The sequence below is a fragment of the Lutibacter sp. HS1-25 genome (assembly GCF_004121075.1).
Classification (GTDB): Bacteria; Bacteroidota; Bacteroidia; order Flavobacteriales; family Flavobacteriaceae; genus Lutibacter.
In genome coordinates this window covers 1-25,678 of the sequence record NZ_RHLN01000144.1, presented here as the reverse complement: position 1 = coordinate 25,678, position 25,678 = coordinate 1, and the positions used below count along the sequence as shown (strand labels likewise).

The 25,678-nt window shown below is 32.4% G+C and carries 16 protein-coding genes and 1 pseudogene; 4 read left to right on the top strand and 13 right to left on the bottom strand.

The features are described 5' to 3' along the window. Positions 1 to 203: 203 nt before the first annotated feature. The 7 genes from EC396_RS14295 to EC396_RS14265 all read right to left on the bottom strand — a co-directional run bounded on the left by EC396_RS14295 (position 204) and on the right by EC396_RS14265 (position 11,741). Positions 204 to 4,469 carry a BACON domain-containing protein gene (locus EC396_RS14295; protein WP_129367290.1) on the bottom strand — a complete coding sequence of 1,422 codons (4,266 nt, stop codon included), beginning with the start codon at positions 4,467 to 4,469 and terminating at the stop codon, positions 204 to 206. A gap of 257 nt (positions 4,470 to 4,726) precedes the next feature. Continuing rightward, entirely contained in the window at positions 4,727 to 5,071 is a 345-nt protein-coding gene (locus EC396_RS14290) for a hypothetical protein (RefSeq protein ID WP_129367288.1), read from the bottom strand. A gap of 76 nt (positions 5,072 to 5,147) precedes the next feature. After that, positions 5,148 to 5,573, bottom strand: coding sequence for a hypothetical protein (locus tag EC396_RS14285; RefSeq protein ID WP_164975317.1), 426 nt, complete (start codon positions 5,571 to 5,573; stop codon positions 5,148 to 5,150). 52 nt (positions 5,574 to 5,625) lie between these two features. After that, the gene (locus EC396_RS14280) at positions 5,626 to 10,131 is read right to left on the bottom strand and encodes a DUF6443 domain-containing protein (protein ID WP_129367285.1); all 4,506 of its coding nucleotides are present in this window, start codon (positions 10,129 to 10,131) and stop codon (positions 5,626 to 5,628) included. Positions 10,132 to 10,155: 24 nt separating this feature from the next. After that, positions 10,156 to 10,605 carry a lipocalin family protein gene (locus EC396_RS14275; RefSeq protein ID WP_129367283.1) on the bottom strand — a complete coding sequence of 150 codons (450 nt, stop codon included), beginning with the start codon at positions 10,603 to 10,605 and terminating at the stop codon, positions 10,156 to 10,158. Between the two features lie 234 nt (positions 10,606 to 10,839). Further along, positions 10,840 to 11,190 (bottom strand): DUF2493 domain-containing protein, encoded by a 351-nt coding sequence (locus tag EC396_RS14270; protein WP_129367281.1) that lies wholly within the window; start codon positions 11,188 to 11,190, stop codon positions 10,840 to 10,842. Between the two features lie 56 nt (positions 11,191 to 11,246). Continuing rightward, positions 11,247 to 11,741, bottom strand: a complete 495-nt coding sequence (locus tag EC396_RS14265; protein ID WP_129367279.1) for a hypothetical protein — start codon at positions 11,739 to 11,741, stop codon at positions 11,247 to 11,249. 2,176 nt (positions 11,742 to 13,917) lie between these two features. Here EC396_RS14265 and EC396_RS14260 point away from each other — a divergent pair. Then, positions 13,918 to 14,595: a response regulator transcription factor gene (locus EC396_RS14260; RefSeq protein WP_164975316.1), complete on the top strand. Its 678-nt coding sequence runs from the start codon at positions 13,918 to 13,920 to the stop codon at positions 14,593 to 14,595. A 19-nt stretch (positions 14,596 to 14,614) separates the two neighbouring features. Here the strand turns inward: EC396_RS14260 and EC396_RS14255 are convergent, their stop codons facing one another. Genes EC396_RS14255 through EC396_RS14230 form a run of 6 tightly spaced genes read right to left on the bottom strand, consistent with a single transcriptional unit; the run spans position 14,615 to position 20,756 of the window. Further along, the gene (locus EC396_RS14255; protein WP_129367275.1) at positions 14,615 to 15,106 is read right to left on the bottom strand and encodes a hypothetical protein; all 492 of its coding nucleotides are present in this window, start codon (positions 15,104 to 15,106) and stop codon (positions 14,615 to 14,617) included. Positions 15,107 to 15,137: 31 nt separating this feature from the next. After that, positions 15,138 to 16,340, bottom strand: coding sequence for a hypothetical protein (locus EC396_RS14250; RefSeq protein ID WP_129367273.1), 1,203 nt, complete (start codon positions 16,338 to 16,340; stop codon positions 15,138 to 15,140). Between the two features lies 1 nt (position 16,341). Further along, the gene (locus EC396_RS14245; protein ID WP_129367271.1) at positions 16,342 to 18,411 is read right to left on the bottom strand and encodes a type II secretion system protein GspD; all 2,070 of its coding nucleotides are present in this window, start codon (positions 18,409 to 18,411) and stop codon (positions 16,342 to 16,344) included. A 14-nt stretch (positions 18,412 to 18,425) separates the two neighbouring features. After that, positions 18,426 to 19,835 (bottom strand): GspE/PulE family protein, encoded by a 1,410-nt coding sequence (locus tag EC396_RS14240; protein ID WP_129367269.1) that lies wholly within the window; start codon positions 19,833 to 19,835, stop codon positions 18,426 to 18,428. Beyond that, positions 19,835 to 20,320 (bottom strand): prepilin peptidase, encoded by a 486-nt coding sequence (locus EC396_RS14235; RefSeq protein ID WP_129367267.1) that lies wholly within the window; start codon positions 20,318 to 20,320, stop codon positions 19,835 to 19,837. Before EC396_RS14235 ends, EC396_RS14240 begins: the two co-directional genes overlap by 1 nt. Positions 20,321 to 20,336: 16 nt before the next feature. Further along, positions 20,337 to 20,756: a prepilin-type N-terminal cleavage/methylation domain-containing protein gene (locus tag EC396_RS14230; protein ID WP_129367265.1), complete on the bottom strand. Its 420-nt coding sequence runs from the start codon at positions 20,754 to 20,756 to the stop codon at positions 20,337 to 20,339. 361 nt (positions 20,757 to 21,117) lie between these two features. Between EC396_RS14230 and EC396_RS14225 the strand changes: the two genes are divergently transcribed. From EC396_RS14225 to EC396_RS14215, 3 genes and pseudogenes are all read left to right on the top strand, one after another. After that, positions 21,118 to 24,240 carry an RHS repeat domain-containing protein gene (locus EC396_RS14225; protein ID WP_129367263.1) on the top strand — a complete coding sequence of 1,041 codons (3,123 nt, stop codon included), beginning with the start codon at positions 21,118 to 21,120 and terminating at the stop codon, positions 24,238 to 24,240. 21 nt (positions 24,241 to 24,261) lie between these two features. Continuing rightward, positions 24,262 to 24,711, top strand: coding sequence for a hypothetical protein (locus tag EC396_RS14220; protein WP_164975315.1), 450 nt, complete (start codon positions 24,262 to 24,264; stop codon positions 24,709 to 24,711). Between the two features lie 12 nt (positions 24,712 to 24,723). Next, positions 24,724 to 25,678 (top strand): annotated as a pseudogene (locus EC396_RS14215) (hypothetical protein); the annotation flags it as partial.

Sequence of the window (25,678 nt, the reverse complement as noted above, 5' to 3'; positions counted from 1 at the left end):
TATTATTGGAGCAATGAATAGTTTTATAGTTTCTTGTTTATTGAGGAAGCTATTTTCTAATAAAAATTGAAAAATAGGTACCTTACCAGATACCTATTTTTATAATAACAAATACGAAAAACTTATAAAATATTTCAGAATAACTTTTTTAAGTTATACACTTTGTGAGATACTACTCATAAAATTATTGATTATTAATTTTTTTACATGTCAGGTCCTCCAAAAAGTTGGGTTACCGAGATTGTTTGTGACTCAATGCCATTAATGACAGTTACGTTACCACTTCTATCCGGTCCTGTAAAATTTTTTAAGGGACGTATTGTAAATGTCCCATTACCACTACCACTAGTACCAGTAATAATTAGCCAAGTCTGTGGTGTTGATACTGTCCAGGAACCAGAAGCAGTGACTGTAATAGTTTTATTCCCATCTATTTGTTCAAAAATTAAACTTACAGGTGATACTGTGAATGCTGTAGCAGTTATTAGTGAAAATTCCACATCAATTACAGTATTACTGGTAATATTATTAATACTGAAAAAAGTATTTATGGTCTGAGGCAACCCATTTACTTTAATAGAAGTTATTTCATAACCTGAATTTGGCGTTATTGTTACAGAAACACTGCCTCCATCGCCTACAGAGGTGGAACTTAAAGTAACCACTCCATTTCCATTTGTTGTTTTGCTGATACTGTATGTTGGTAATATAACTATTTCTTCTTGACCATTAAATTTGTATATCCTTTTCTCAAGAATATTACTTTGACTATCACTTATATGATCTAACCTACCTCCTGTATCGTAATAGACAAAAGATTCTTCTTTTCTTCCATTAATACTACTTGTAACTCTACCATTATTATCATAAAAAGACAAACTAATGCCTGCATTTGGAAGTCTATCATATAATTTTAATAACTCTACTTTCAAATTAGCCGTGCTTAGGCCTTGTAACTGTAAATAGCTAACATCTAATTCATCTATTACCTCTTGATACGTTGCGTTAGAGATTGTTGCAACTTCATACAAGTTATTATACCCAAATAATACCGAATTGTAAATTCCTTTGCCATTGTTGCTTTCTAACACATTGCCTGTGGTAGACTCTACCTTTGAAATTTGACTATTTAATCTTAACAAACTTGTTGAAGCTCCTGACCAATTTTCATTGATATACGCTTTTCCACCATCGTTGATCCATTTTGATTGTTCAACACTTACGTATTGGTTATTGATTTTTAAAGTTGTTTGATATGGAAAAACCAACATATTTTTATCCTTTACAAAACTGTAATTGTATTGATCGGCGGCGTATGAAATGTTCTCTACTACTGATTTACCCTTACTGTTTGTACTAGTTGAAGACGTTTTGAAGCCATTGCTATTGTATATATTTGTTGTTTGTGAAGTTACATTGGGGCTATTATTAAAATACAATTCTTCTTTGTTAGCAGATTGTCTTATATAATAACTTTGATCAACATAATTAGACCCATTATATGCCGATTTTGTAGTTAATTTCCATGTTAAATTTGTTTTTTTAACCAATGCATTGTTCGCATCAATAGTTTGGATCTCTAAAGGCAAACCTACCATTCGTAAATCATCTGACCCATCATTAAATATTTTGACAACTTTACCAATATTTCCAACCCCTACACCTTTGTTTTCTATAATAACTTCTCCATAAAATGTTGCACTGTTATCAGGGGTTGATTTAGGATTGTTAAAAGTATATTGTACTTTTCGTTGCGTTCCATTATCATCATTAATATCTATATGATTTACTACAATATCATAAATATTGTTATTTATTTGATCATCTATTATTCGATATAAATACCTAACTGTTGAATTATTATCTAATTGTAACCAAACTGCTTTAGGAGAAAAAAAAGGTTCAACACCACCAATTCTGTAACTCTCCGATTTTAAACGAGATTTAGATCCCAAATTAGTGCTCTCGAGCAACCCCGTCTTTTTATTAATATAAAATAAAACACCATCTTTAAGGGTAGTTGTTGCCGATCCTCCATTATCAACATAAACTGCCTGCTTAACAAAAGTATGGCTTAAACCATTTGACTTTGAATACTCATTATCATATTGCAGGCTCCCAATTTGAATATAGGGCAGCGTTGGAATCCCTTGATTGGATTTTTTATAAAAATAATTACCTGCCACAACAAATTCTCTATTTATTGCAGATAATCGTGAAAGCCCCATATACCAAGGATATGTATATAATGAGTAATAGGCCCAAGAATTAAAATTAGGATCATACTCGTGATACCCCACACCAGAAATACTTGAGTGGCCTTGAAACATTAAAAGATCTTCACCAAATTCAGGTTTTGCATAATAAGAACCCGATGAAGGCAATGCACTTACACTCCAATTAACTCCATTAAATCGAGCAGATTTTCTAGGGTATTTATACCATGAGTTATAAATAGTAAACATGCCATTCGCAATTGGAGCCATTGGCTCTGTATCACTATAACCTCCAAGCACATTGTCTACATTTGTTAAATTATAATTGGTATCCCAACGTAAAAATAATTCTGGATTGTCATCGGCCATAAACCCAATAATTGAGTTGTCTGGATAAAAGTAACTTGGATCCTCGATACTTGCAATGTAAGGATCTACTGCTACTGACCATAACTTTGTTTGCCATTTTTTTTCAGCATCTAAATAGTGCATATAATAATTATCAGAATAACTTGTAGTGGTTCCCATATCATAACCGCCATCTTCATCTAATGAAATGATATAATTATTAGTTGCAGCAATGTAATACTGCCCTGCACCTTGATTGATGGTTTTATTATTCCAATAGGAACCATTCCAAACAAATGTATACAATTCACCTCCTCGGTGAGATTGCAACGCAGCAAAATCATTCCCAGCTACAAAACTAGAATTTTCACTCCCGATAGTTCTGCTTGTTGAATATTCATGCCAAGTCCTTCCATCCTTATTTAAATGAAATAGATACACATCAGCCGTGGTCCCCTTATCATAGGCAAAACCATAAAAGTCTTCTTTTAAAACTATATCCAAATCTTTTAAATGATTGTTAACATTTGAAGTATCAATGTTCAATAAATGTGGAAACGTAAATTCATGATGCTTCCATTTTTCTCCATTCCACCATACCCGGTATATCTTAAACCTATAATTACTCCCGCTAATTGCATTTGTAGTTCTAAAAATTTGCAAGTTGTAATTATCACTAACAAAAGTACTATAGTATGTATAGCCAGAAGGCGTAGCAAGCGTTGTATCAAATAAATTATAGGTATTATTGAAAAGTAACTTGTTTGAATAATTATAGGTAACAGAACCACCCGTTGGGTAGGTTATTTTTTTTAGACCACCCTTAAAGTTATCGATATAATGATAATCAAATTCTTGGGCAGGAAACGTTTCACTTAACCCAATGTTATAGGTAGTTTTTGTTATACTTGTTAAGTAGCGTTTCATATTTAAATTACCACCATTAATTGTATAACCTAAAGCTTGAGTAGCAACCAATTCATTTGCATTGTTATAGCTTGATACACTTTGTAAATATTTCTTTTCGTAGCGTTCTTGGTAGGCATCAGGTTCTGAAATTTCTTGATGTGGTTCGTAATATTCAAAAATATTTTTATTTCCATAGGTTAACTGAATACTTGCTCCTGTAGAGGAAATCACCTTTTTAAGGTAGGAGGCTTCTGTTTGTGCATAGCCAGACATGGTTTGTGATACCACCTCATATTCAAACACTAAATTATTCGCCCATTGGTCTTCCATTTTATACAAATTCCATTGGATGGTTTGTTGCCCAGTTGCACCATATTGTTTAGAACTTCCTATCCAGTTCCCATAACGCACCATATGGTCTCTGGCTTCATTCACAGAGGGATTGCCATAATAATAGGTTAAACCGGTTTCATCTACTATTTTCCAATAATCACCCCAAGAAGTATGGAAATAAAAACTAATTTTCCAAGGGGCATATTTTTCTGCTTGAAACTCCCAAACACTGCCATTTGTTGTAGTTCCCCTATCGATACAAATTAACTTGGTGTTGGTAGCACCATTTGATAAATAGAACACATCATCATCTCTGGTACCGGTATTTTTGTTATCTACCACAATTTTTGGGAAACCCAGAGACCAACCTACACCTACCACGCTGGTAGGGTTGTATTTATTGGTTTCTTGTCCATTTTTAAAGGCTGCTTGTCCGTTGTAGGTTAAGCCAACTCCATGAGAAACCGAACCAGCGGCAATTGAAGTCAATGGAGTTGAAAATGTAACTTTACCTGTTACTTCATTTACCGAATTCCCAATAGAACCCTGAATATCAGCTCCCAATTGAAAAGGTGTTTCTGCAGGCGTACCAATATCAATTGCTTCTTGAGCTTGGATATTTATGGTAATTGCCAATAAAAAAAATGCTATTATATTTTTCATTTTAAGTGTTATATAATATTAAAAATTATCTACTGTTATAAATGTGATTAACCAATTAATTCAAAAGCGTTTAACTTTTTTAGTTTGGGATCTGACATCATCTCATCTACAGAAGGTTGCAATTATTCTCTCGAAATATTTCTTAGTTTTTCCAACTAGAGATTGTAATCTCCTATATACTTTTCAAAATTAGATTTGTCCCAATGTTTTTTTTACTCTCTATAATTTCTCCTACTATCTCATTCATTAAAATTATATTATTTATAAAATAATTTATTTTTGTATTCTGGAAATCTCTCTTTAAAGATATTTATCGCTTTTTCTTCAACGTCAAAAAAATTATCCCAAAAACCTTTATAACTCATTATTTCAGGAACTAATTCAAATGATTCTTCACTGTTTTCTTTATACACATAATCATTTCCAATTTTAGAATTAATTATTTTGAAAATATTTTTATTATACAATGCTGGTATACCATCCTCACTCACTATCCTCATAAATATAGATAAAGGCTTATTTATATGTGATATAAATTCCATGCTAATAACCGTATAATGCTTACTGTGAATTAGATTCTTACCTTTCTGATTTTCTTTCAATTGAATTTTCACTATATTATTGATTATAAAAAAGTTAAATAATTTTAGTTGATTTTGTTATAATTTATGCTAATACTTAAAAAAAGTTCACATAAGGAAACATTTTATCTAACTCTGATCCATCATTAATTTCAATATAATTTATTAAGTCTATTGTTAAATAATCTTCGTTACAATAAATTTCCTCCCAAAGCCATATAAAAAAATCCTTTGGGTTTTCCGGTAATTCAAAAGCAGGATTAGCGGATTCATAAATTGATATAAAATCATCTTGGTTATCAACATTTAAATAATATATTAAGGAATTTCTAAAAATTTCTTTAAATGCTTTGGGCATTATCAAATAATTTAATAAAATTCGATAACGAATAACTTTTTTGACTTCACTTTCATTATTCACTTCTAAATTTGAAAAGACCTTAATACAATCATCTAGATCATAAAAAGAAATTGCATTTAACATATGAGTAATGAAATACTTATTCACAATATTTTTTTTCATTATAAGTATATTTTTTTTATTTATTTATTTATTTATTTATTTATTTATTTATTTATTTATTTATTCTTAACAACGGATAACCAGTATAATAATTTCCAGAAACATCAAATTTAAATATAGCCGTATTCGTTTGGGTAAAATTAAAAGAATTCTTTAAATAACCTCCTCCAATAATTTTAGGTGATATAACTTTAATTTCCAAACTTCCACTCAAATGAGGTTTATCAAGTAAAATAGCTCTATATTTTACTTGCGCTTTTAATGACAACTCCAAAGCATCACTACTAGAATAAAATCTTGAAGCATCTGCTTTATTTTTAACAATACTTTCTCCAGGATTAATACCAGAATTCGCTCTCTGCATTTGATCAAAATTAGTCGTTGATGCTCCATGTTTAGACTGTAAATGACCTCCATTTCTTGCATCATAGGAATTCAATTTGATTTCGGAAGCATCTTCTGCTAACGCTGCCAATTTTGCTTCTCTAGCCGACTTATTATTAGCAGCGACATGATTTCCAAAAGCTGTTACTGCTCCCGACACAAAACCAGATGCTGCAGCATTTGTACCTGCTTTTAACGAATTCTCCAAACTTTCACCTTGCAACAATGAAAAACTTGTACTTAGTGTAAAACCAGTCCCAGCTTGGGTAGTTGATTGTATAATCATTTGTTGTACTAAGGTGTTTTTAACACCTGAAAACACCGTTGACATTTGAGAACTAATAGCTCCAGCTATTGGAGCAGCAATACCAGCAGAAGCTGCACCTATAAATGCAGCCTCCCCTACCTTAAGTATGTCAACTCGTCCAGTATTATCATATTGGCCATAAGCACTATTACCTGCAGATAATATTGCCGCTGTTCCCATACCTCCCGTATAAGTTGCTGTGAGACCCGCAACAAAACCTATACATGCATATGCAAAACCATCTTTCCAACTATTTATGTTACCTGCCATGGCCTGCCCGATAACATTTCCTGCTGCACCTATTGCACCTGCAACAACGTCGTCAATTCCAAACCATTCTCCATTAGGGTCCCCACCTATCACCCAAATATTCCCCATAGCAACATACGGGCTACCGAATTGGTTTTGTGGATCTACATTAAACCAACGCCCTACAGAGCCGTCATACATACGGCTTCCAAAGTCGTACATATTATAACCATTGGCTAATAGTTGTTCTTTGCCTTGAAATTTAAAATTGTAGTTAGAGTTTAGTATAAACTCCCCACTATGTGCAAGCCCCATTGGGTAATAATCGGTATTGGAAAGAATATCACTACTATTTACACTGTTATTTTTATCCCCATCTTTAAAACTTACCCGATTGTTCCCTAAATGGTCTTTTAAACTGTATACATAGGTGTAATTTCCACCGTCATAATCAACATAGCCTTCAGGAGTTGGAAAGAATTGCAAAGTGTTGTTTACATATTGGAATCCGCCTATATAATCAGTGGTAGTCGAATTTCCACCGTTTACATACTTCATTTGCAATTTAGCACCCGAAGCATCGTATAAAAAATCGATGTGTGCACCATTTATAAAGTTAACCTTCGTTACCAAATCTAAATGGTTGTACTCTATTAAAGAGATATTTTTGTTTAGATCTTTTGTTAAATTACCATTATCGTCGTAAGCATAATCGTTACTGTTGGTATTTCCATTTATAAACCCTTCACTTGTTGAAGCATCTTCAATTTTCATTAATTGGTTGCCGTTGCCCGTATCATAATAATAAGTAAGATCATCAATAAAACTAGTACTTGTCTTACGACGTTTTAGCCCCGAAATATTTCCATTGTAATCATAGCCATTAACTATTACTTCGAACTTATTCCAATTAGTGGTTAAACTAGTTCCTTCACCGTATTGTGCTTTTGAAAATCTATTTAAATCATCATACGTATAGAGGTATGATTTTTTGGTATTGTTGTGTGCCGATTTCCATACCATTTGTGATATGTTGCCATTGTATTGTTGCATGGCAGCGGTATAGTTGGTTCCTTCTCCCGATTCATAATTTAATTCAAATGCAAATAGGTCTGTCCCTATATTATCAACGTCGTTTATCCCTTTTAGAGACCCTCGGATATCAAAGGTATAATCTATCGATTGTAATGCGACACCACTGGTACCCCCAATCTCTTTTTTAACCAAAACCCCTAATTCATTAAAGGTGTTTTTAGCAATGCGTTGTTCTGGATTGCTATTCACCGTTTGAAAATGTTCTAATGGACGTTCTTGATGATCGTATTCAAAACGATCTTGAATGGTTAATTGGGTACTACTACTTAAACGCTTATGTGTAGTAGTTGAACTTTCAATCTTTCCTCTAAAATCTAATTTACTCTGATTGTCTGTATAGCCTCCCAAGTAATTTTTTTCATAGACTTTAATGAGTCCTCCTTGCTCATCGTAAAATGAATAAATTTTACCCCAAGAAGCTGCTCCCAATGTTTTGGTCCAAGAAGCCGTTGAAAATCCTTTTGTTCTTGTTGTAACATTCTGTCCTAAAATAGTGGTAGGTATGATTGGTTTATCTGAATCTGTAAAAGTATAATCGTCGAAATAATTCACCGTTAACACTTCTAACCCAGTAGTAGGATACGCATTGTTTGAATAATTAATGCTAATACCGCCAACCGTTGTAGTAGTTGTAGTTCTGGCTTCAATATTAGATAAATTGGTAGTATTTGCACTTATATAACTATCTGCTGCTGTTTGCAAGGTAGCTCTTGTTGAAGCACTTGAAAATAAGCCACTATAAACAGCCCGGCCGAAGGCATCGTATTTGGTAAATAGCCACTTTCCATCATCCTTTAAGTTCTTGTCTTGGGTTAATATTGGTCTGTCTAATTGATCATAGACCATATATTCTGGTTCCTTTCCAGGCGCCCTTTGTTCAATTTGTCGATTGTAAGTGTCATATACATATTGGAACGCTAAATCATTTAAATTTGTTACAGAAATAGTAGTTCCACTAATAATTGAGAATATTTTAGGTGTTAATACATACACCATATTCCCGGTATCATCATAGACGTAATACGTTTTTAATGTTTTAAGCACAGTACTTTCTAGGATGTAACTGAATTCTGCAATCTTTTTACCGCTCTTATCTGTAAACACTTCTTTGGTATTTATTTTACCATCAGCAGTAGTCCAATTCTCATTTTTAACACTATTCTTTAAAAGAGTTCCTTCGACATAGTAAGAAGCAATTGAGAGGGATTGCCCTGCTCCAGAATAGTCGATCTTATAAACTTCATTTGTACTATTTGTATTATACTCATATTTTGTAGTATGATCAGTATCGCTTGCAATGTTTACTTTCCAATCTTCACCTGGTGTTCCAGTTTCTAAAACTCTGCTTAGTGGACTTGCATCAAAACTCTTTTCGGTATAGGCGTTTGGTGAGCTGCTATTTAATTGGGTTGCATGTTTAGATACATAATAGGTGTTTAAATCACCTATGAGCGTTGAATTATTGGTGTATGCCAATGTACTGCTTGTTACAGTTGCATGTGGTAAATAGGTAATTGCTTGCCTACCAAACTCGTCATAAACCAACGGCGACTTGATATCTTGATTTTGCCCACCAGAACGAATACTCACATTTTGTATCACTCTACCTAGTCCATCAAAATAAGAAACACTTTCTATTTTATCATTATTATTTGTAATTTGTGAAATATCACTTACAGGTATTAAAGGTGTAATTGTATGCACATAGTTTTTATCGCTTGAACCTAAGTCCCCATCTCCAGGACAACCATTATTAAAAAGGTTACCAGCAACTGTTGGGCATTGATCAAAATTATTTGATACCCGACCAGAAGGTTTTGTACAATTTGAAATTGGAGTACTTGCTGGATCCCCATAACCATCGTTATCTATATCTGTATACCATAAAGTTGGAGAAATAATTGTTACATCAACTGAACCTGAATTCTCACTCCAATGACCACCTGTACTTTTTGCACGGATATAATAAGTACCACTGCCTTGATTAGGAATGTATGTTGCACCTGAACCTTTAGTAATACTTGTTCCATAAGGATCCTTTCCTTGCCAATACCATACATCTCCATTTTGAGGTGTGGCACTTCGGGTTAGTACTGGATTACAAACATTGTTTGGTGCGGTTGGATCCCCTGGGTCATCAGGTAAAGAACCTATTACCTCAACTTCTATATCAGTGTACCAATAGTCATTAAAATAGTCGTCATAAACATCTACATATATGTAGGTCGAAGTAGCAGGAACTGTCCACTCAACGCTAACAATCGGAATTTCATAATCACCATAATATGTGTCATCCGTAGCTGTAAAAAGACCTTCGTCTGAATACCAATCATAATAATATAAATCCCCATAAGGAGGATATCCATATGTGTCATCACCAAAAGAATACGTTTTAGTTTCTCCTAAATTAACGGTAGTTGGTCCAGTGATACTATATTGAGCATATAAATTCTCTGGTAGTACAAAGAAAATAAATAGACCAACTACTAACTTATAAAAGTTCAAATTTATCGAAATCTTCATTATTGATATTTTTTAAATTTTATGTTAATCTCTTGCTAAATACCAGTTCTCGATGAGCATATTCATTCTATTGTCTGCTGTTTTTATACGTGAAATTTGTAAAACATTCACAGTCAACTCTTTGATTTTAAAACCCATAACACTACCCTTAGGACTTGTAATTTCAATACCTTTATTTTTGTTTATCAGCCAGGTACCCGTTACGATTCGTCCATCTTCGAACTCTTGAATAAAATTACCATTCTCCTCAAAGGTGATTTTACGATTGCGGTATGCTTGCTTCACCTTTTCTTGACGTGCAGCACCCATTTTTGCATAATGATTTTTGGCTTTAGTATCCATTAACTCAATAGAAGACTCATAATTAAAAACCCAAGTTCCAATAATTTGATCTATATTACTTTGGCATATACTCTTAAAAGGAACCCCTAAAAAAACTACTATTAAAAACAGCTTACAAAAATGCTTTCTCATAAAAAATTGTTAGATTCTTATTATAAATTTTATACTTAATTTTAGAAAAATAAATACACTACAAATATGAAAACAGTGTTTGATATTTAAGTAAGGGCTTCCCTTACAGTTTGCAAGGCAAATCATTATTTTCTATGAAATTACTTAGTTTCAGAAAAATAAACTGATTTAGATATTTTTATTGCGTGTAATTTCAATGACAAGTGAGCATCATTTTTTATGATATTAATAAGCCTAGAAATAAATAACCTTTATTTTCAATTGGGCTTGTTTCGCTAGGTTTAACATATTTTTAGTACCTCTACTTTTACCATCCCAAAAGGCAATTAATGCGTCAGCATAATTTGCCATTTGTTGGTTGCGTTTTGGACCTGCAGCTCGTTTGTATCTTTTCCAGTCAGCAGGGAATTTTGTGAGTTGAAATCCTTTTTTAGCTGCATATTTTTCACCGAGTTTGTCGGCTCCTTTGTTATAAGCTCCAGATACAATTTCAATAACGGTTTGATCCTGGAGAAACAGGTCGCATACTTCAAATAGTTTTTTGTAGTCGGTAAAGGTTCGACTTCCTGCGATAATGATTTTCATTTTATTGGTTTTTGATAAAAAGCCTAGCTGGAAGCCAGGCTTTTTATGGTTGATTTTTAAGACCTCAGCAATGCAATTTTTAATTGCTTGATTGTTGAAAGTTGCTGCTTAAGGTTTTCTTCAAAAGCATTGATTTTTTTGAGTTTCTCTACTTTGATTTGCCATTGTTGCTCCTGGTTATTTTGGAGTGCTTTATGGATTACTTTTTTAGCATCTGAAATACAGATAAATGGAATAACACTTCCTTTTAAATAGTACTCAAAATAACGACCAGTTTTAAGCGATAAACACAAGTAATACAAAGACTCACGAGCAGGTTCTGAAGCTGCTGTAATTACAAAACAGTTGGGGCAAGGCTGGTTCATAGATTCTGCTATATTACACCAAGCGCCATCTGGCACTTTCACTAAAATAGTCCACTGGACTATTTCTTTACGTTCAGTCCTATAGGCTCTACCGCTTTGGTGGGTTTTGATTTCAAAATTTGACATAGTTCCGGAATTAAAATTATTGGCCAAGCGCCATCTGGCTCTATCGCTAAAAGCGTCCACAGGACACTTTTTTACGCTCAGCCCTGCGCACGTAATTTTTTCGGAAGAGAAAGAAAAAAGACAGTAATGTTATTGGTTGTGTGGGATAGCCTGTCAAGGTTTTTGAGAAAAATACTACCCGTATTCGTATACCGTTTACAGTTGCAGTTTACAGTATGCAGTTTTATTTATGTATGATTATAATTGGAAGAAAATTTAGGGTGGAGATTTTTTTCAAAACCCGTAGGGCTTGACCTTGAAAGGCGTTGAGGGGCTGGCGAAGGGAACAACCTATTTTTGCTATCTTTTTTATTTTTTACTAGATGTTCATTTTGCCTTGATGCAAAACGAACCAAAAAATCAAGACTGATTTTAATTTCTTTGAATCCTATCGTTTTATTCACTATCGCATCCAGACCACTGCGTTCTTTGGATGCTTAGCCGTTACTAAAACTTGAATTACTACAGAAATTCAAATAGGTCGGGAAAATTTTAAAGTAGCTTAATTTTTAAAAAGTCACTTTAAAAAAACTTAAGGTTCGTATTGCAGGTAATCGCACGACAAATGCGGTAGCATTTAGGCGAGCCGCCGAGCGAGCTGAACGAAGGGTGTTGGGGCAAGAGCACGTTGCTTTTTCAGCAAAAGTGCGTGCAACAACTACGTGGCACACGCAGGGTTGGCGGAGTTTTTGACTACTTTTTTATAAACGGATTTATGCGGTGGGAAAGGCAAGGGCAAGGTATGAAGTGAGTTCTGTATTTATATGTTCATTTTGCCTTGATGCAAAACGAACCAAAAAATCAAGACTTATTTTAATTTCCTGGAATTCTAGCATTTTATCCGCTATCGTATCCAGACCGCTGCGCTCTTTGGATACTTAGCCGCTCCTAAAACTTGAATTACTACAGAAATTCAAATAGGTCGTTTTTGGTGAGTGGTGTTTAATAACAAAATTATTCTAATGCAGTAACAATTAAACGGAATAGCTTGCTCTTGTGTGCGTTTGCAATATGTTTTAAGTGCGAGTGCTAAGGAGTGCTTAAATTATATGCAAAATGGATTTTCTTATTCTGAAGTAAGTATTGCAAAAACTGTGACAACCCGATCAGCCCGAAGTGAGCAGCAGGCGAGCCGAAATTATGAAACAGCGGTTGTACCCAATAAAATGCCTTGCGCAGCAAAACATTAAAGGGTTTGGGTGCAAAAGTAGCTGTGCGTGAGGAATGCGTGGAATGTGTGCAATAAAATAAGTGAATGCGCTACAATGAGCACCCACTGGAGCACAAATTGTAGCGCAATGAACGGCAAATACAAATGCGACAAAGGAGCGTTTTTAATTGTATTTTATGGAACTAAATGGAGCAATTGACGAACACATTATTACCTGCACGAATGTTTGTGTTTTGTTCTACTGTTAATTATGGAAACGGATTTAAAAAGCGCAAAGGCAACGGTAAATGCTTACTTTTTCAGTAAGCTTTTATGTGCGGAATTGAAAGCTGTATGGAATGCAGTAGTAACGGAATGGAATACTGCTGGAGATGGGGATTTGGGTACAGAATGTTATTACGAATATTAAATTCTGTAAAAAAAACTGCCTAACTCTAGCACGAATTAAGCAGCTAACTAACCAAACTTGTTTTATGAAAAACTTGTACCTTAAGAACACTACAAATATAAGCTAGATTATTATACTCATATATAACATGACTAGAAAGTAAATAGTTGTTTACTTTTTATTGGTACTGAATACAATACCAAGCTAAATTGTTTAATTACCCCGTTACACCACCCCTTGCAAGCTGAGGAGTTTTAATTTTGTTTGCTTAGTGATTACCTGCACGGATGTTTGTAGCTTGTTGTATTGTTTCTTTTGGTAGCGGATTTTTTATAACTAAATGATGAGATAAAAACTTGAATTTAACGCTTTTTTTAAAGTGAAATATTACTGAAAATTGCAATTATTATTTTTTTTGCACGTAAAATTAAAATGCGTTTTAAGCTTACAAATACCAACATATGTATGAATTAAAACTTAATGTAACTTTTATTACTTATATCATATTAAACCTTCTATTTCAATTTGATATGAAATAAAATTAGTATTCATTATATATATACTGATATGTTATATTTTGTACTTTAGTGTTTTGAATAAAGCTCACTATTAGTAACCCCATAAGAAAAAGAAAACAATTGAGTACAAAAAATATATTGATTATTGAAGACCACCCTTTAGTATACAATAGTTATTTAGCCGCGTTTAAAACTATTGAATCTAAATTTACTGATTATAAATTCGTAATAAATATTTCAGAAAATTGTGATGATGCTATAAAAAAAATTAATGAATCCGTTAATAACTGTAAAATTGACCTTGTGTTATTAGATATTTCCATTCCCCCTTCGAATGATAAATTGTATTTATCAGGTGAAGATATTGGTGTTTATTTAAAAGAAGTGTTACCCGATTCTAAAATTATTGTTTTAACAACATTTAATGATAACTTCCGAATTTATTCTATTATCCAAAATTTAAATCCAGATGGTTTTTTAGTTAAAAATGATGTGACCATTGAAATACTTATGGAGGCCATCAATAAGGTAATTTCATATCAGACGTTTTATAGTCAATCTGTTTTAGAATTAGGGCGTAAAATAATTGCACAACCATATGTAGTAGATAAAATTGATAGACAAATGATATACGAAATCTCTAAAGGCGCAAAAATGAGTGAGTTACCAAAAAAAATACCTATGTCTATAGGAGGACTAGAAAGAAGAAAACGAAATTTAAAGGACATTTTTGGTTTAGAGCAGAGTAACACTGATAGAGAGTTAATAGAAAAAGCAGAAGAAATAGGATTCCTTTAATAAAAAAAGTAGTTTTCATTTATTGCGAATAAAGTATTGTTGCTGTTTTTTGTAAATATATTTTGCATTCTAAAAACTCTTTAGCTTGTTTAAAGTTTTTTTTCTTTTCAAAAGAAACACTTGCTATTTTACCCATTTTCAATTCTTGCTCTAACTTAAAAATCAAGGATACAATATCAATATACCCACCTTGCACAGAGAATTGATAGGTTTCTTGTATGGCGTTTTCATTTATTTCTAAAACGAGTGGTTTTTCAAATTTTAAAAGTTTAAGAGCTTTTATTTTACAAATTTCATTTAACGTTATTAATAGTTTATTATGGAATGTTGTTTTCGAGAAAATTTGGTTTTTCACTAAAATTGAATCGTAATACTTATGTTGCTTTCTCAAATAATGTAAATCGTTATCACTTGATATTTTTTGACCTGTTTGTTCTAACAGCAAATGATATTGCTTTTTAATCTCTATTGTTTTTAAAAATGAAAATTTGCATGCTAAAATAAATAACAAAACAAACCCAACTAAAAGTAGGCTATTTTTTTTAATTCTGCTCATTTATTTGGATATTTAGAATGAAAATTGCGCCTCCAACAAGGTTCCCATATTCAATTATTTCAACAGACTCTACCCATTTCATATTTTCAATTTTATTCAACCAATTTTTAAAATAATCAACATCCATTGATTCACCTTCTACAATAATTGAATTCATTTGTAATTGTAGCGGTTTTTTATTCTCAATTTTTTTCAATAATGGTTGAAAATCTAAACTTGTTAATTTAATTGAGGGGAAAATTGAAGTACCAATCTGATCAAAATAAAAAGAAGTCTTTGAGCTTTTTGAATTTATCATATCTTCTACTAATCTTCTTTTCCTTTCTATATCTTGCGATAAACCTATTGATTTTTCTTCATTCACATAATTAACTTGTTTTTCAAGTGTCAGATTTTCAACTTTTTTATTGAAATAATCAAAAGCAAAAAAATTAATCAATAATAAACTAAATAATACTATACCTCCAATCTTCCACGCTTTTTGGATATTATTATTTAAAGTAAATTCTTTTGTTAGCTTACTTTTAATTTCATTAAAATTATTTAAAGAATGATTGTTGTTTGTAAAATACGCAAGAATTCCTGATAGCGAAAGCATTTCAAGGTTTGAAATATTTAGACCATTTATCGCATAGCTTTTAACTTTAGTTGTTGGATTTAAATCTATTGATTGAATATTACCATCTATCACATCAATATTTGCATTACTGGTAGCAACTATTTGTGCTTCGACAAAAGGTATTACTTGCGTGACAATGCCATTACCCAGACTAAATCCAATGCAATCTAATTCGTGTTTTTTGAAATCATTAAGAATTTTATTAACATCTATTTTTCTACAGATAGCAACACAGGTATTTTGCTGTAAATGAACTATCTCGTAGTAAAAATCTGAAATTTTCAGTGAAGGGAATGCTTTTTGAAGTAATTTAACTTCATCAGTTTCTTTTGAAATTATCTTTGATAGAACTTGTTCATTATTAATGACTAAAAAAAAATGATTTATTTTAAGATTGGTTGCATTTATTTCCTCAACATTTATAAATTGTTTTTTGAACTTAATGTTGAGTTCATTATTTTTTTTAAAGACACTGACTATTTGAAATTTATTGTTTCCATTAAAAACACCATATTCAATAGCTGTGAAGGTATTTCCATATTTTAAATATTTTAATACAGTTTCTAGCATATTAATAAATGATTGTTGGTTTTATTAAAATGACTAATTTTTTTGAGGAGTCTTCTCTTGATCTAGTGCTGAAAAACCATTTGATTACAGGTATTCTAGAAAGAAAAGGCACACCAGTTCCAGAGTCATTCTTAACTTTCTCTTCTAACCCACCTAACATAATTAAGTCTTGATCTTTTACTCTGACTATGGAGGTAAATTTACGAGAATCCATATTAGGTGGTGCTTCAGGGCTGATACGACCACCACTAAACGTAGATTGCTCTACATTTATTTCCATAGTAACCTGGCCATCACCAGACACAAGTGGTTTTAAATCTATTTGTAATTTTGCTTCAATTGGCTCGAAATTTTTAATTTCAGAAGTTTGGGGTATTTGCGATCCAAAATAATTTACATTTGTCACAACATAATAGGTGGTTTCACCAATCGACAAGCTAGAACGATGACCGTTTAATGTAGACAATTTAGGTGTAGATTGAATATCAACATCACCGTTTGCCTCCATTGCTTTGATATTCATATAAAAATTAGGCACTACTTTACCTAAATTCAAGGCACCTAAAATATTGTTCCCGCCTAAAATTTTGCTTACATCTTTTCCACTGACTGTTAAGTCGGCATTTGGAAAAATACTTCCCTGAGTTTGCACAGGTTCATCACCTATACCAAAGCTTACACCAGTTTCTAGCGTTGCCGATTTTGCAACTGCCAAAATCATTACTTCAATTGCGATTACAGGAATTGGCTTGTCAATAGATTTTATAAACTCCCTAAATTTTAGGATGTCCTGACTTGGGCCACTTACAATAAAACTGTTTAGTTCTACATCTACTTTAATTTCTAAATTTTGTTTAATTTCATCGGGTAAAATATTTACTAAAGCTTCTGCTTTGCTAGCATAATTTGTAAAACTATTTGAATTGGAAGTATTAATGCTCTGTCTATTTTGACTGTTTGAAGTTAAATTGTTTTGAGATACACCATATGAATTTATATTGGAGTTGTTAAAACTATTTTGTTGATTTCCTGTTTGATTGTTCATTATTTCAATAGAACGGTGCATAAGCGGAATTGCAATTGTATTTCGTAAAGAGGCACTTTCTTTCTTTCCAAAATAATAAATATCATCTTGTTTTTTATAGGTATATGCAGTATTTTCTAACATATGATCTAGCAATAAATCAAATGATATTCCATTTGCTTTTACAGAAACTCTTCCAGCTTCAGGTAAAGGTGTTGAAGTGAACATATTTACATTTAAGTCTAAGCCAATATTACGTATGATTGTTGCGATTTCAGCATTCTCAAAGTCTACATCCAAAGTGCGTAACACTGGATCAAGAATTTTATAATACCCGTTTGATCTTGATTGATTTTGATTAGCATGTTTATTTACTAATTGTTGATTTGCAATTGATGGGCCTAAATTATTTTTTTCAAATAAGTAATAATTGTCACGTGTTTTAGTAACAGTAATATTGTTTGAAAAAGCAATTTTATCTAAAGCACTGTCAAAAGGCATATTTTGGATGTATGCAGAAAGTAACATATTTTCAAGACCCGGTTCAAATACTAAATTTTTACCAGTTTTATCGGTAATTAATTTGAATGCTATGTATAAAGAGTCTTTTTGTAAATCAATAGAAAATAATTGTGTTTCATCATTGTAAGTTATTGGAATCTCTCTATTTTCTGGTTTTACAATTGGGACTTCTACTTTTTTAATAGAAAGAATATTTCCAATAAACTCAATGGTTAAATTGTATTCGTTACATACAAATAATAACACATGTGCTACAGTTGAATTCGAAAAATTATTAGCAATAATTATGTTATTTAAATCAGCGTCAATATTCAAGTTAATCTCATGTGCACTTGCTAAAGACCTTAAAAAATCTGGCAATAACACATTATTTACATTTACATCTGCTTTTTCAGTTAATCCTGGAGCATCTATTGTTATACTCTCTAATTTTAGCTTTAACTGATCTATCCTGCTGTTTTGAGCATAGAGGCTGCAACAATTTATTATGATGAAAATAACTATTAAAAAACTTTTTTTATTCATATTTATTATTAGACCTAGTCGGTTAACATGGTATACACTTCCTCAATAGCAGTGATGCCTTGTTCAATTAATTTATATGCGTTTGCTTTTAAGGTTGCTATGTTTTCTTCAGCCAAATACGTATCGACATCTAAAGCTTCATTTTTAATTTGAGTTATTAAAAAATCATCTAATGGAATTATTTCATAGATTGCTTTTCTTCCATTGTAACCTGTATGGTAGCATTCATTACAACCAACGGGTACAAAATGTTTTTTCAAATTAGAAGGGATTGCACTTTTTTTAGGAAATAAACTTGCTGTAACCAGCTCTTCTTTTTTACACGAATCGCATAATTTACGAACTAACCTTTGGGCTATACTAACATTTAATGTACTCGCAACTAAAAAAGGAGGAATTCCCATATCTATCAATCGGGTAATTGTTGCCCAGGCAGAGTTTGTGTGAATAGTAGAAAGTACTAGATGCCCTGTTAATGCAGCTCTAATTGCCATATTAGCAGTTTCTACATCTCTAATTTCACCTACCATAATTATATCAGGATCTTGTCGTAAAAAAGTTCGTAAAGTACTTGCGAAATCCAACCCAATGCTTTCTTTAAGTTGAACTTGATTGATGCCTTCCAAGGTATATTCAATAGGATCTTCAATGGTTAATATATTTGTATTTACATTGTTCAATTCTTTTAATGTAGCATACAAAGTTGTTGTTTTACCTGATCCTGTTGGTCCTGAAATGAGAATTATCCCGTGTGGTTTTTTAATACTTTCACGATAGCTTTGTAATTCACTATCTGTAAACCCCAAATTTTCTAATTGAATATTATTGGTATCTTTGGATAATAACCTCAACACCATTTTTTCACCGTGTAATGTAGGTAGCGCAGAAGCACGAATGTCGAAATCTGAATTTTCTGTATTGATTGTAATACGACCGTCTTGAGGTAATCTCTTTTCGGAGATATCCATTCCTGCCATAATTTTGATTCGGTTTATGATGACTGGATATTCAGAAAGTGGAATCACAAATTTTTCAATCAGTTTCCCATCAATTCTAAAACGAATCTTCGCTTTTAATTCAAAAATCTCAAAATGAATATCACTACTACCACTATTTTTAGCTTCGTCTATTATTTTTAACAAAAAATCATCTGAATAGTTTAATGACTGACTTTTTGAAGCACTATTAATTCGGTAATTCTTGTTTAGGTATAATTGAATATTTTCTTTTGATTCGGTTACCAATTGTACTTTTTTACCTAAAATAATTTCTAATTCTTGTTTAAGAGAACTATTGTTATTTACAGTTTTAAAAGTAATTGAATCTGCTTCTTCCTTTGCCGGTATAATTTGGTACGCAAATGCTTGCTCAGGCGTGAGTAGCTGCTGTAAACTTGTTTCTATATGAAAATTTACATCCACCATTAAATTAAGTATAAATTTGTGAAATTAAATATCCAATTCGTTATTAATAACAAGCCCAGGAAAAGTGCCTGTAAGCCAGCTAAGGGAATTGTTTTATCCTTTAATTTGTTTTTTACAATCATAAATAAGCATAACGCCCCTATTAATGAACTTGAAAAAATCACTAAAAAAGAACCTGTAGGAAAGGCACACGCAATGATTGCAAAGAAGAAAAAATCCCCTACGCCAATTGCTTCTTTAAACTCTAATTTTAATACCCATTTGGAATACAAATACAATACCCCCATTATCGATAATACAATTGAACCATTTATAGCTATTGCTGTATAAAACTGTATGGTATTCACTTCTGAATAATGTAGAAAAGTTAGCATACAAAATGCCAACAAAAACAAACCTACATACACTTTTCGTTCTTTAAAATCCTGATAATTAATGGTTGCCAGAACAAATAGCACAAGTATTTTTATAGTAAATTGGAGCATAAGAACGACTTAAGGTTTAATCTTTTACAATTTCTTTTAAGGATTGCATATGGTCAATTTCCCATACATTAAATACCCCATCACTATCAAAATCGGTTATGGCTGTTGCCCGGGCCTTGAAGGAACTATTTGTTGCTTCTATGATTTCATATTTATAGTTTGAATTCCCATTTTCAGAAACCAATTTTGGCATTTCAAAACCTAATTCATTAAAATCGGCACTGTATTTAGAATAAGTAAAGAAATGCGTTCTTGCAATACTGTGAATGTGTTTTAATTGCACCTGAGCTTCTATGCTTTTTGCTTTGGAAATCAAAGGCATTAAGCTTGGCAGAGCAATTAAGATTAAGATTCCTATAATTACCAAAACCACCATTAATTCTTGAAGGTTAAAAGACCTCAGTTTTTTACTAAGTATATTGTGATCACTTTTCATTTTAGAGTATTTATTGCTGTATTCCTAAGAAATCAAATTTATAGTAATTGAAGAAATGACAACTAAGGATTGTCCTTACAAATGCAAAGGTGTTTCATTTGCGATGATTGGTATAGAGTATTTAATTTTACAGTGTTAAACACCTCGCCATAAGAAGGTAACTAAAATAAAATAGTCAGTCATATAGAAAGGTTTATAAAAATAATTTATTTACAATCTTAAAAAAAATGGGCTAGTAGAGTCTAAGATACGATTAATTGCGCTGTCTCAATTATAGATATTCAGTAACTATTATTTGTACATTATATATAATACTATAGTAAAGTAAATCAAATAACATAACAATTATAAATAACTAAAAATGAATTTTCACAAAATAACTTTTTTTATTGTTTTATTTTTATTGGTAGTACCAATAGCGAATGGACAAGTAAGCGAACCTACGCCTCTTTCACCACAAATAGCGGCATTTCAACAATATGGCGATATTAATGTGAACCTATCCACTGGTGTACCGAATATTTCAGTACCGTTATTTGAAATCAATCATTTTGGGTATAAACTACCTTTAAGTTTAGATTATTTTCCTACGCCTTTGAGGCCAGGTTATAATTATGATGTTACTGGTGTTGGCTGGAATTTGTCTCTTCGGAGTCATATTTCTAGAAAAGTAAATTACTTACCAGATGAAAAGACTGATTTTGAAGTATACAATATGGAACATACCTATACGGCTAACTACTCATTAAGTATACTCAGTGAAAGAAATTTTGCCTCAGATATTTTTAAGGCAACATTACCTGATGGTTCTAGTTTTGATTTTTCTATAATTAAGCATAGTAATAACACTATTGAGGTAGTTGTTTTTAACGGACGCCCTGTAAAGGTAGATTGGGTAAAAACTTATGGTGCTCCTGGAATAACTTCTTTTGATGTGACGGATGAATCTGGTATTGTATATACCTTTGATGTTCCTAATAAATTAACTAAGGGGGAATATTATTACACAGAATGGCATCTTTCAAAGATAAAACTTCCCAATACCCAACAAACCATTGATTTTGAATATGACAACTTCGTACAATCATTGCACTATGATTCTTCTGCTCATGGGATCTCTTTTAAAAGAGAACTAATGTTCCATGGTTTATGTTTGGGACCTAATGGTGAGGATATTGGTAATAATGTAATCCGAGAGAATTATCCTCAAATGGCTCAAGAGTTTAGGTACCGTAGTTTACTAATAACTAGGATAAGTTACGGATTGGAGAATATTTATTTTACATATGATAAGCCAAAGAAAAATCCAATACAGCCAAACGAAAATTTTTATAATTATTTAGATCGAATAGATTATAAGAATATAGCTATTGAATTTGATAGAACAGTTAGTAACATTCAAGGTATACCCCATGCTCAATTAACTGGTTTAGATTTTAAAAATGCAGGTACTGATGTGTTGCTTAGCAAATATCAATTTATCAACGAGGGTTTTAGTACATTTAATGGTAAAAGGACTGACCATTGGGGATATTATAATGGATTAGCTAATGGGTCATCAGGTGTTGGTAATTTTGTTTTTAGTGGTCCATGGGATTACCAATCAATTGACTTAAACAGTTATAATACTCTTGAAATAATAGAAGCAGAAAATCCACTTAGCCCTAATAGTCAGTTTACCAAATACCAATTCAATAAAGACTACTATCTCGCGGGCGAACCTGGAGGCACCCATGGTAAATTGGAAGCTATTATATACCCTACAGGAGGTAAAACAGAGTTTGAATTTGAACATCATAAATTTTTAACACAAACTAGTTGGGATGGCGTGTTTATTGAAGATTTAAAAAAACGAGAGGTTGCCGAAGCATCAGGTTTTAGGATTAAAAGGATTACCAATAAAGATAGTAACGGAAATCAAATCAGTAAGAAAAACTACCGTTATGGAAAGCGTGCTTCTGAAATCTGGGATCCAGCCGATATGGGGAACTCTAGTATTGTAGATGATTTTATGGTGGGTAAAAACCCTGAACAGCACACTAATGTTGGCGAGGTGGTGGTTGACCCTAATATATTGAATTTTTTAAGCTACTCATATATTTATCCTGGATCGGAATCAGCAGGTAATCAAGTCAATGATTATCCTGATAATTTCACTGATCTTATTCTAGGAAAAACAGGATACCTATGGAGCCTAGCAGCAGGATGTGAGATACCTTTTGATTGGGAGATAAGTATAAGTGCTAAGAATTTTCAAAAACTTTTAAATGGAAGACCACAAGTAGTATATCCATATGTTACAGTATATGAAGGAAATTACAATGATACCTCACCACAATCTACTGTTGGTATTAACGGTAAAACAGAATATGTTTATGATCTCATGGAGGATCTTAATGAAGATGGCAATGAGACATTCATAGAGGCTGTGTTAGATGAAGAAGAATCAGGGGGGAATTTTAGAACCTATATTCCGCAGTCACACCGTTACAATAACTTATTAGAGCAGAGAGATTATGCTGTAAAGAATAATGAGTACAGTTTGATAAAAAAAGATATTATGTCTTGGGCTGAGTGTTCCGGTAATATGGTTAATGTTTTTACAACCTTTCAACCTTCAATTCCCGCATCTGTTCTCAATCGCATATTTTATCCAGCTGCGGCGCAACAAGATTTCATTTATAATTATGTAACACAAGGTGTTAGATTTCAGCTTGTGGATTATTATGACATGAAACCAAGTCAAAAGTTTGTAACGATGTATTTGGACGATGGGTCTGAAATTACAACAAGGGAAGAGTGGTCATATATACCAGGGGGTAGATTGTCTAATCATTATCTATATGATAGTAATGGAAAGATACAAAAAACAGAATATGTTTATCCTGGGGGTACTAGTTCAGAGCTAAATCATTTATTGTCTAAAAATATCATTAATGCGCCAGTTAGTGTTCGTAATTTTTATGATGATAAATTTGTTTCTGCGGTTCAAACAAAATATGATGGAGATGGACGTCCCACAAATATTTATATATCAGAACAGAAAGGGGTAGACATACCGAATAACCCGAATTCAATATACAAATACCCACAACAATTTACTTACACTTATAATGTTAATGCTAGAATGAAAGAAGCCACTAGAGAAAATAGCTATAGTACGATATATTTATGGGATTCGTCAAACAAAAATGTAATGGCAAAAATAGAGAATACCACCTATGCAGAAGTTAGTTCAGCAGATGAAAAGCCTGATTCATACAATAGCATAACATATTATGATGACTTAAAACTCTTGGTGGATAGTAATGCTTTTATATCTACCTACACTTATAATTCAATAGGAAATATTACTCAACAAACCGATTCGCGGGGCTACACCACCTATTACGAGTACGATGCGTTTAACCGTTTAAAACAGGTTAAAGATGCCGATGGCAATATACTCAGTGAGAACCAATATCACTATAAAGGGCAACTATAATAAACGAAACAAAAAAACAGAATGATGAAATATAAACATTATATAATTATTTTACTGACATGCATATTTACAAGTTTATCTTATGGGCAAACAGAAATAAACGCTAGTTTACTAGAGGGAACTTGGAAATTGAACATTACAGAAACTCTAAACAGTATGGAACCATCCAAAAAAGTAACTTGGAACAGCATGCAATCCGAATCTAGAGAACGAATTTCACAGCATTATAAAGATAGGAAGATTCTGTTGAGTCCAGAAGGAGATTATACACTTACCTTAACTAATGGCCAAACATCAAAAGGTACTTGGTTATATAATTCAGATACTAAAACATTAAAGATTACTCATGTCAATGGAAAAACTAGTAGTCAAAAAGTACAACTTTTGAATGATTCAGAATTGGTTTTAGTGCCAGAACAAAAAATCAATCATACAATACTACTTTCTAAACTATACTATACTAAAAGCTAAAGCATTAATATTATGAATACACAGAATACGCATGATGTTTTAAAAATTACGGTTGTTCTATTATTTTTATTGATGAGTAATTTTAGTATTACAGCCCAAAATAATATATATATACAAGGGCCAACCAAAGCTCATCAAGGGGAAATTTTAACCTATACACTCAATAATCCAAATGGAGACATAAACCCTAATGAAACATATTGGTATTGGGAAGCTTTTAATAACGACTTTTATTACTATGACGAAAACATGGGGTCATCTACGGATATTGAATTTAATCTTCCTTTGGATTACGATATTGGTGTAGAACTTTACGATGATGATTACAATTATATAGATGGTGATTATCTAACGGTAACAGTCATTCCAGAAATCCCAAACACACCACCAAATCCAACGGTATTGAGTAGTACAACGGGAAGTGTTACATTGCAACGTACAGATTCTCCCCAAACAGATATGGATATTACATGGTATTGGCAAAGTAGTTCCAATGGTACAAGTACAAGTAATGGAAGTGGTACAACCAAAGTAGTTACAACCGGTACAACGTACTATTTACGAGCATATAATTCTCATTCAGGTTTATGGAGTACAGATTCGGGTTGGGTATCATATACTGTTCCAACTTTACAAACCTGGTATCAAGATAGCGATGGTGATGGGCTGGGTGACCCTAACAACTTTATTAACCAGACGTCCAAACCTACAGGATATGTGAGCAACAGTGATGACGAATGTCCTTTGCAATCAGGTACATTGGATAATAATGGATGTCCAGTGATTAGTACACCATTAAGTGATCAGAATTACGTGTACACAATAACACCAACCAAGGGTGTTAACAAATTAGGTTTGCTATCTAACAATGAATTTATGGAAAGTGTAAACTATTACGATGGCCTTGGAAGACCCATACAAAGTATAGCAATTCGTGCTGGTGGTCAACAACAGAACATTGTTACCC

Coding starts and splice junctions, on each gene's coding strand:
- EC396_RS14230 (WP_129367265.1), bottom strand. CDS start 20,756: ATGAAAAGTGATCACAATATACTTAGTAAAAAACTGAGGTCTTTTAAC.
- EC396_RS14280 (WP_129367285.1), bottom strand. CDS start 10,131: ATGAAGATTTCGATAAATTTGAACTTTTATAAGTTAGTAGTTGGTCTA.
- EC396_RS14250 (WP_129367273.1), bottom strand. CDS start 16,340: ATGCTAGAAACTGTATTAAAATATTTAAAATATGGAAATACCTTCACA.
- EC396_RS14285 (WP_164975317.1), bottom strand. CDS start 5,573: ATGAAAAAAAATATTGTGAATAAGTATTTCATTACTCATATGTTAAAT.
- EC396_RS14235 (WP_129367267.1), bottom strand. CDS start 20,320: ATGCTCCAATTTACTATAAAAATACTTGTGCTATTTGTTCTGGCAACC.
- EC396_RS14225 (WP_129367263.1), top strand. CDS start 21,118: ATGAATTTTCACAAAATAACTTTTTTTATTGTTTTATTTTTATTGGTA.
- EC396_RS14220 (WP_164975315.1), top strand. CDS start 24,262: ATGATGAAATATAAACATTATATAATTATTTTACTGACATGCATATTT.
- EC396_RS14275 (WP_129367283.1), bottom strand. CDS start 10,605: ATGAGAAAGCATTTTTGTAAGCTGTTTTTAATAGTAGTTTTTTTAGGG.
- EC396_RS14240 (WP_129367269.1), bottom strand. CDS start 19,835: ATGGTGGATGTAAATTTTCATATAGAAACAAGTTTACAGCAGCTACTC.
- EC396_RS14270 (WP_129367281.1), bottom strand. CDS start 11,190: ATGAAAATCATTATCGCAGGAAGTCGAACCTTTACCGACTACAAAAAA.
- EC396_RS14245 (WP_129367271.1), bottom strand. CDS start 18,411: ATGAATAAAAAAAGTTTTTTAATAGTTATTTTCATCATAATAAATTGT.
- EC396_RS14295 (WP_129367290.1), bottom strand. CDS start 4,469: ATGAAAAATATAATAGCATTTTTTTTATTGGCAATTACCATAAATATC.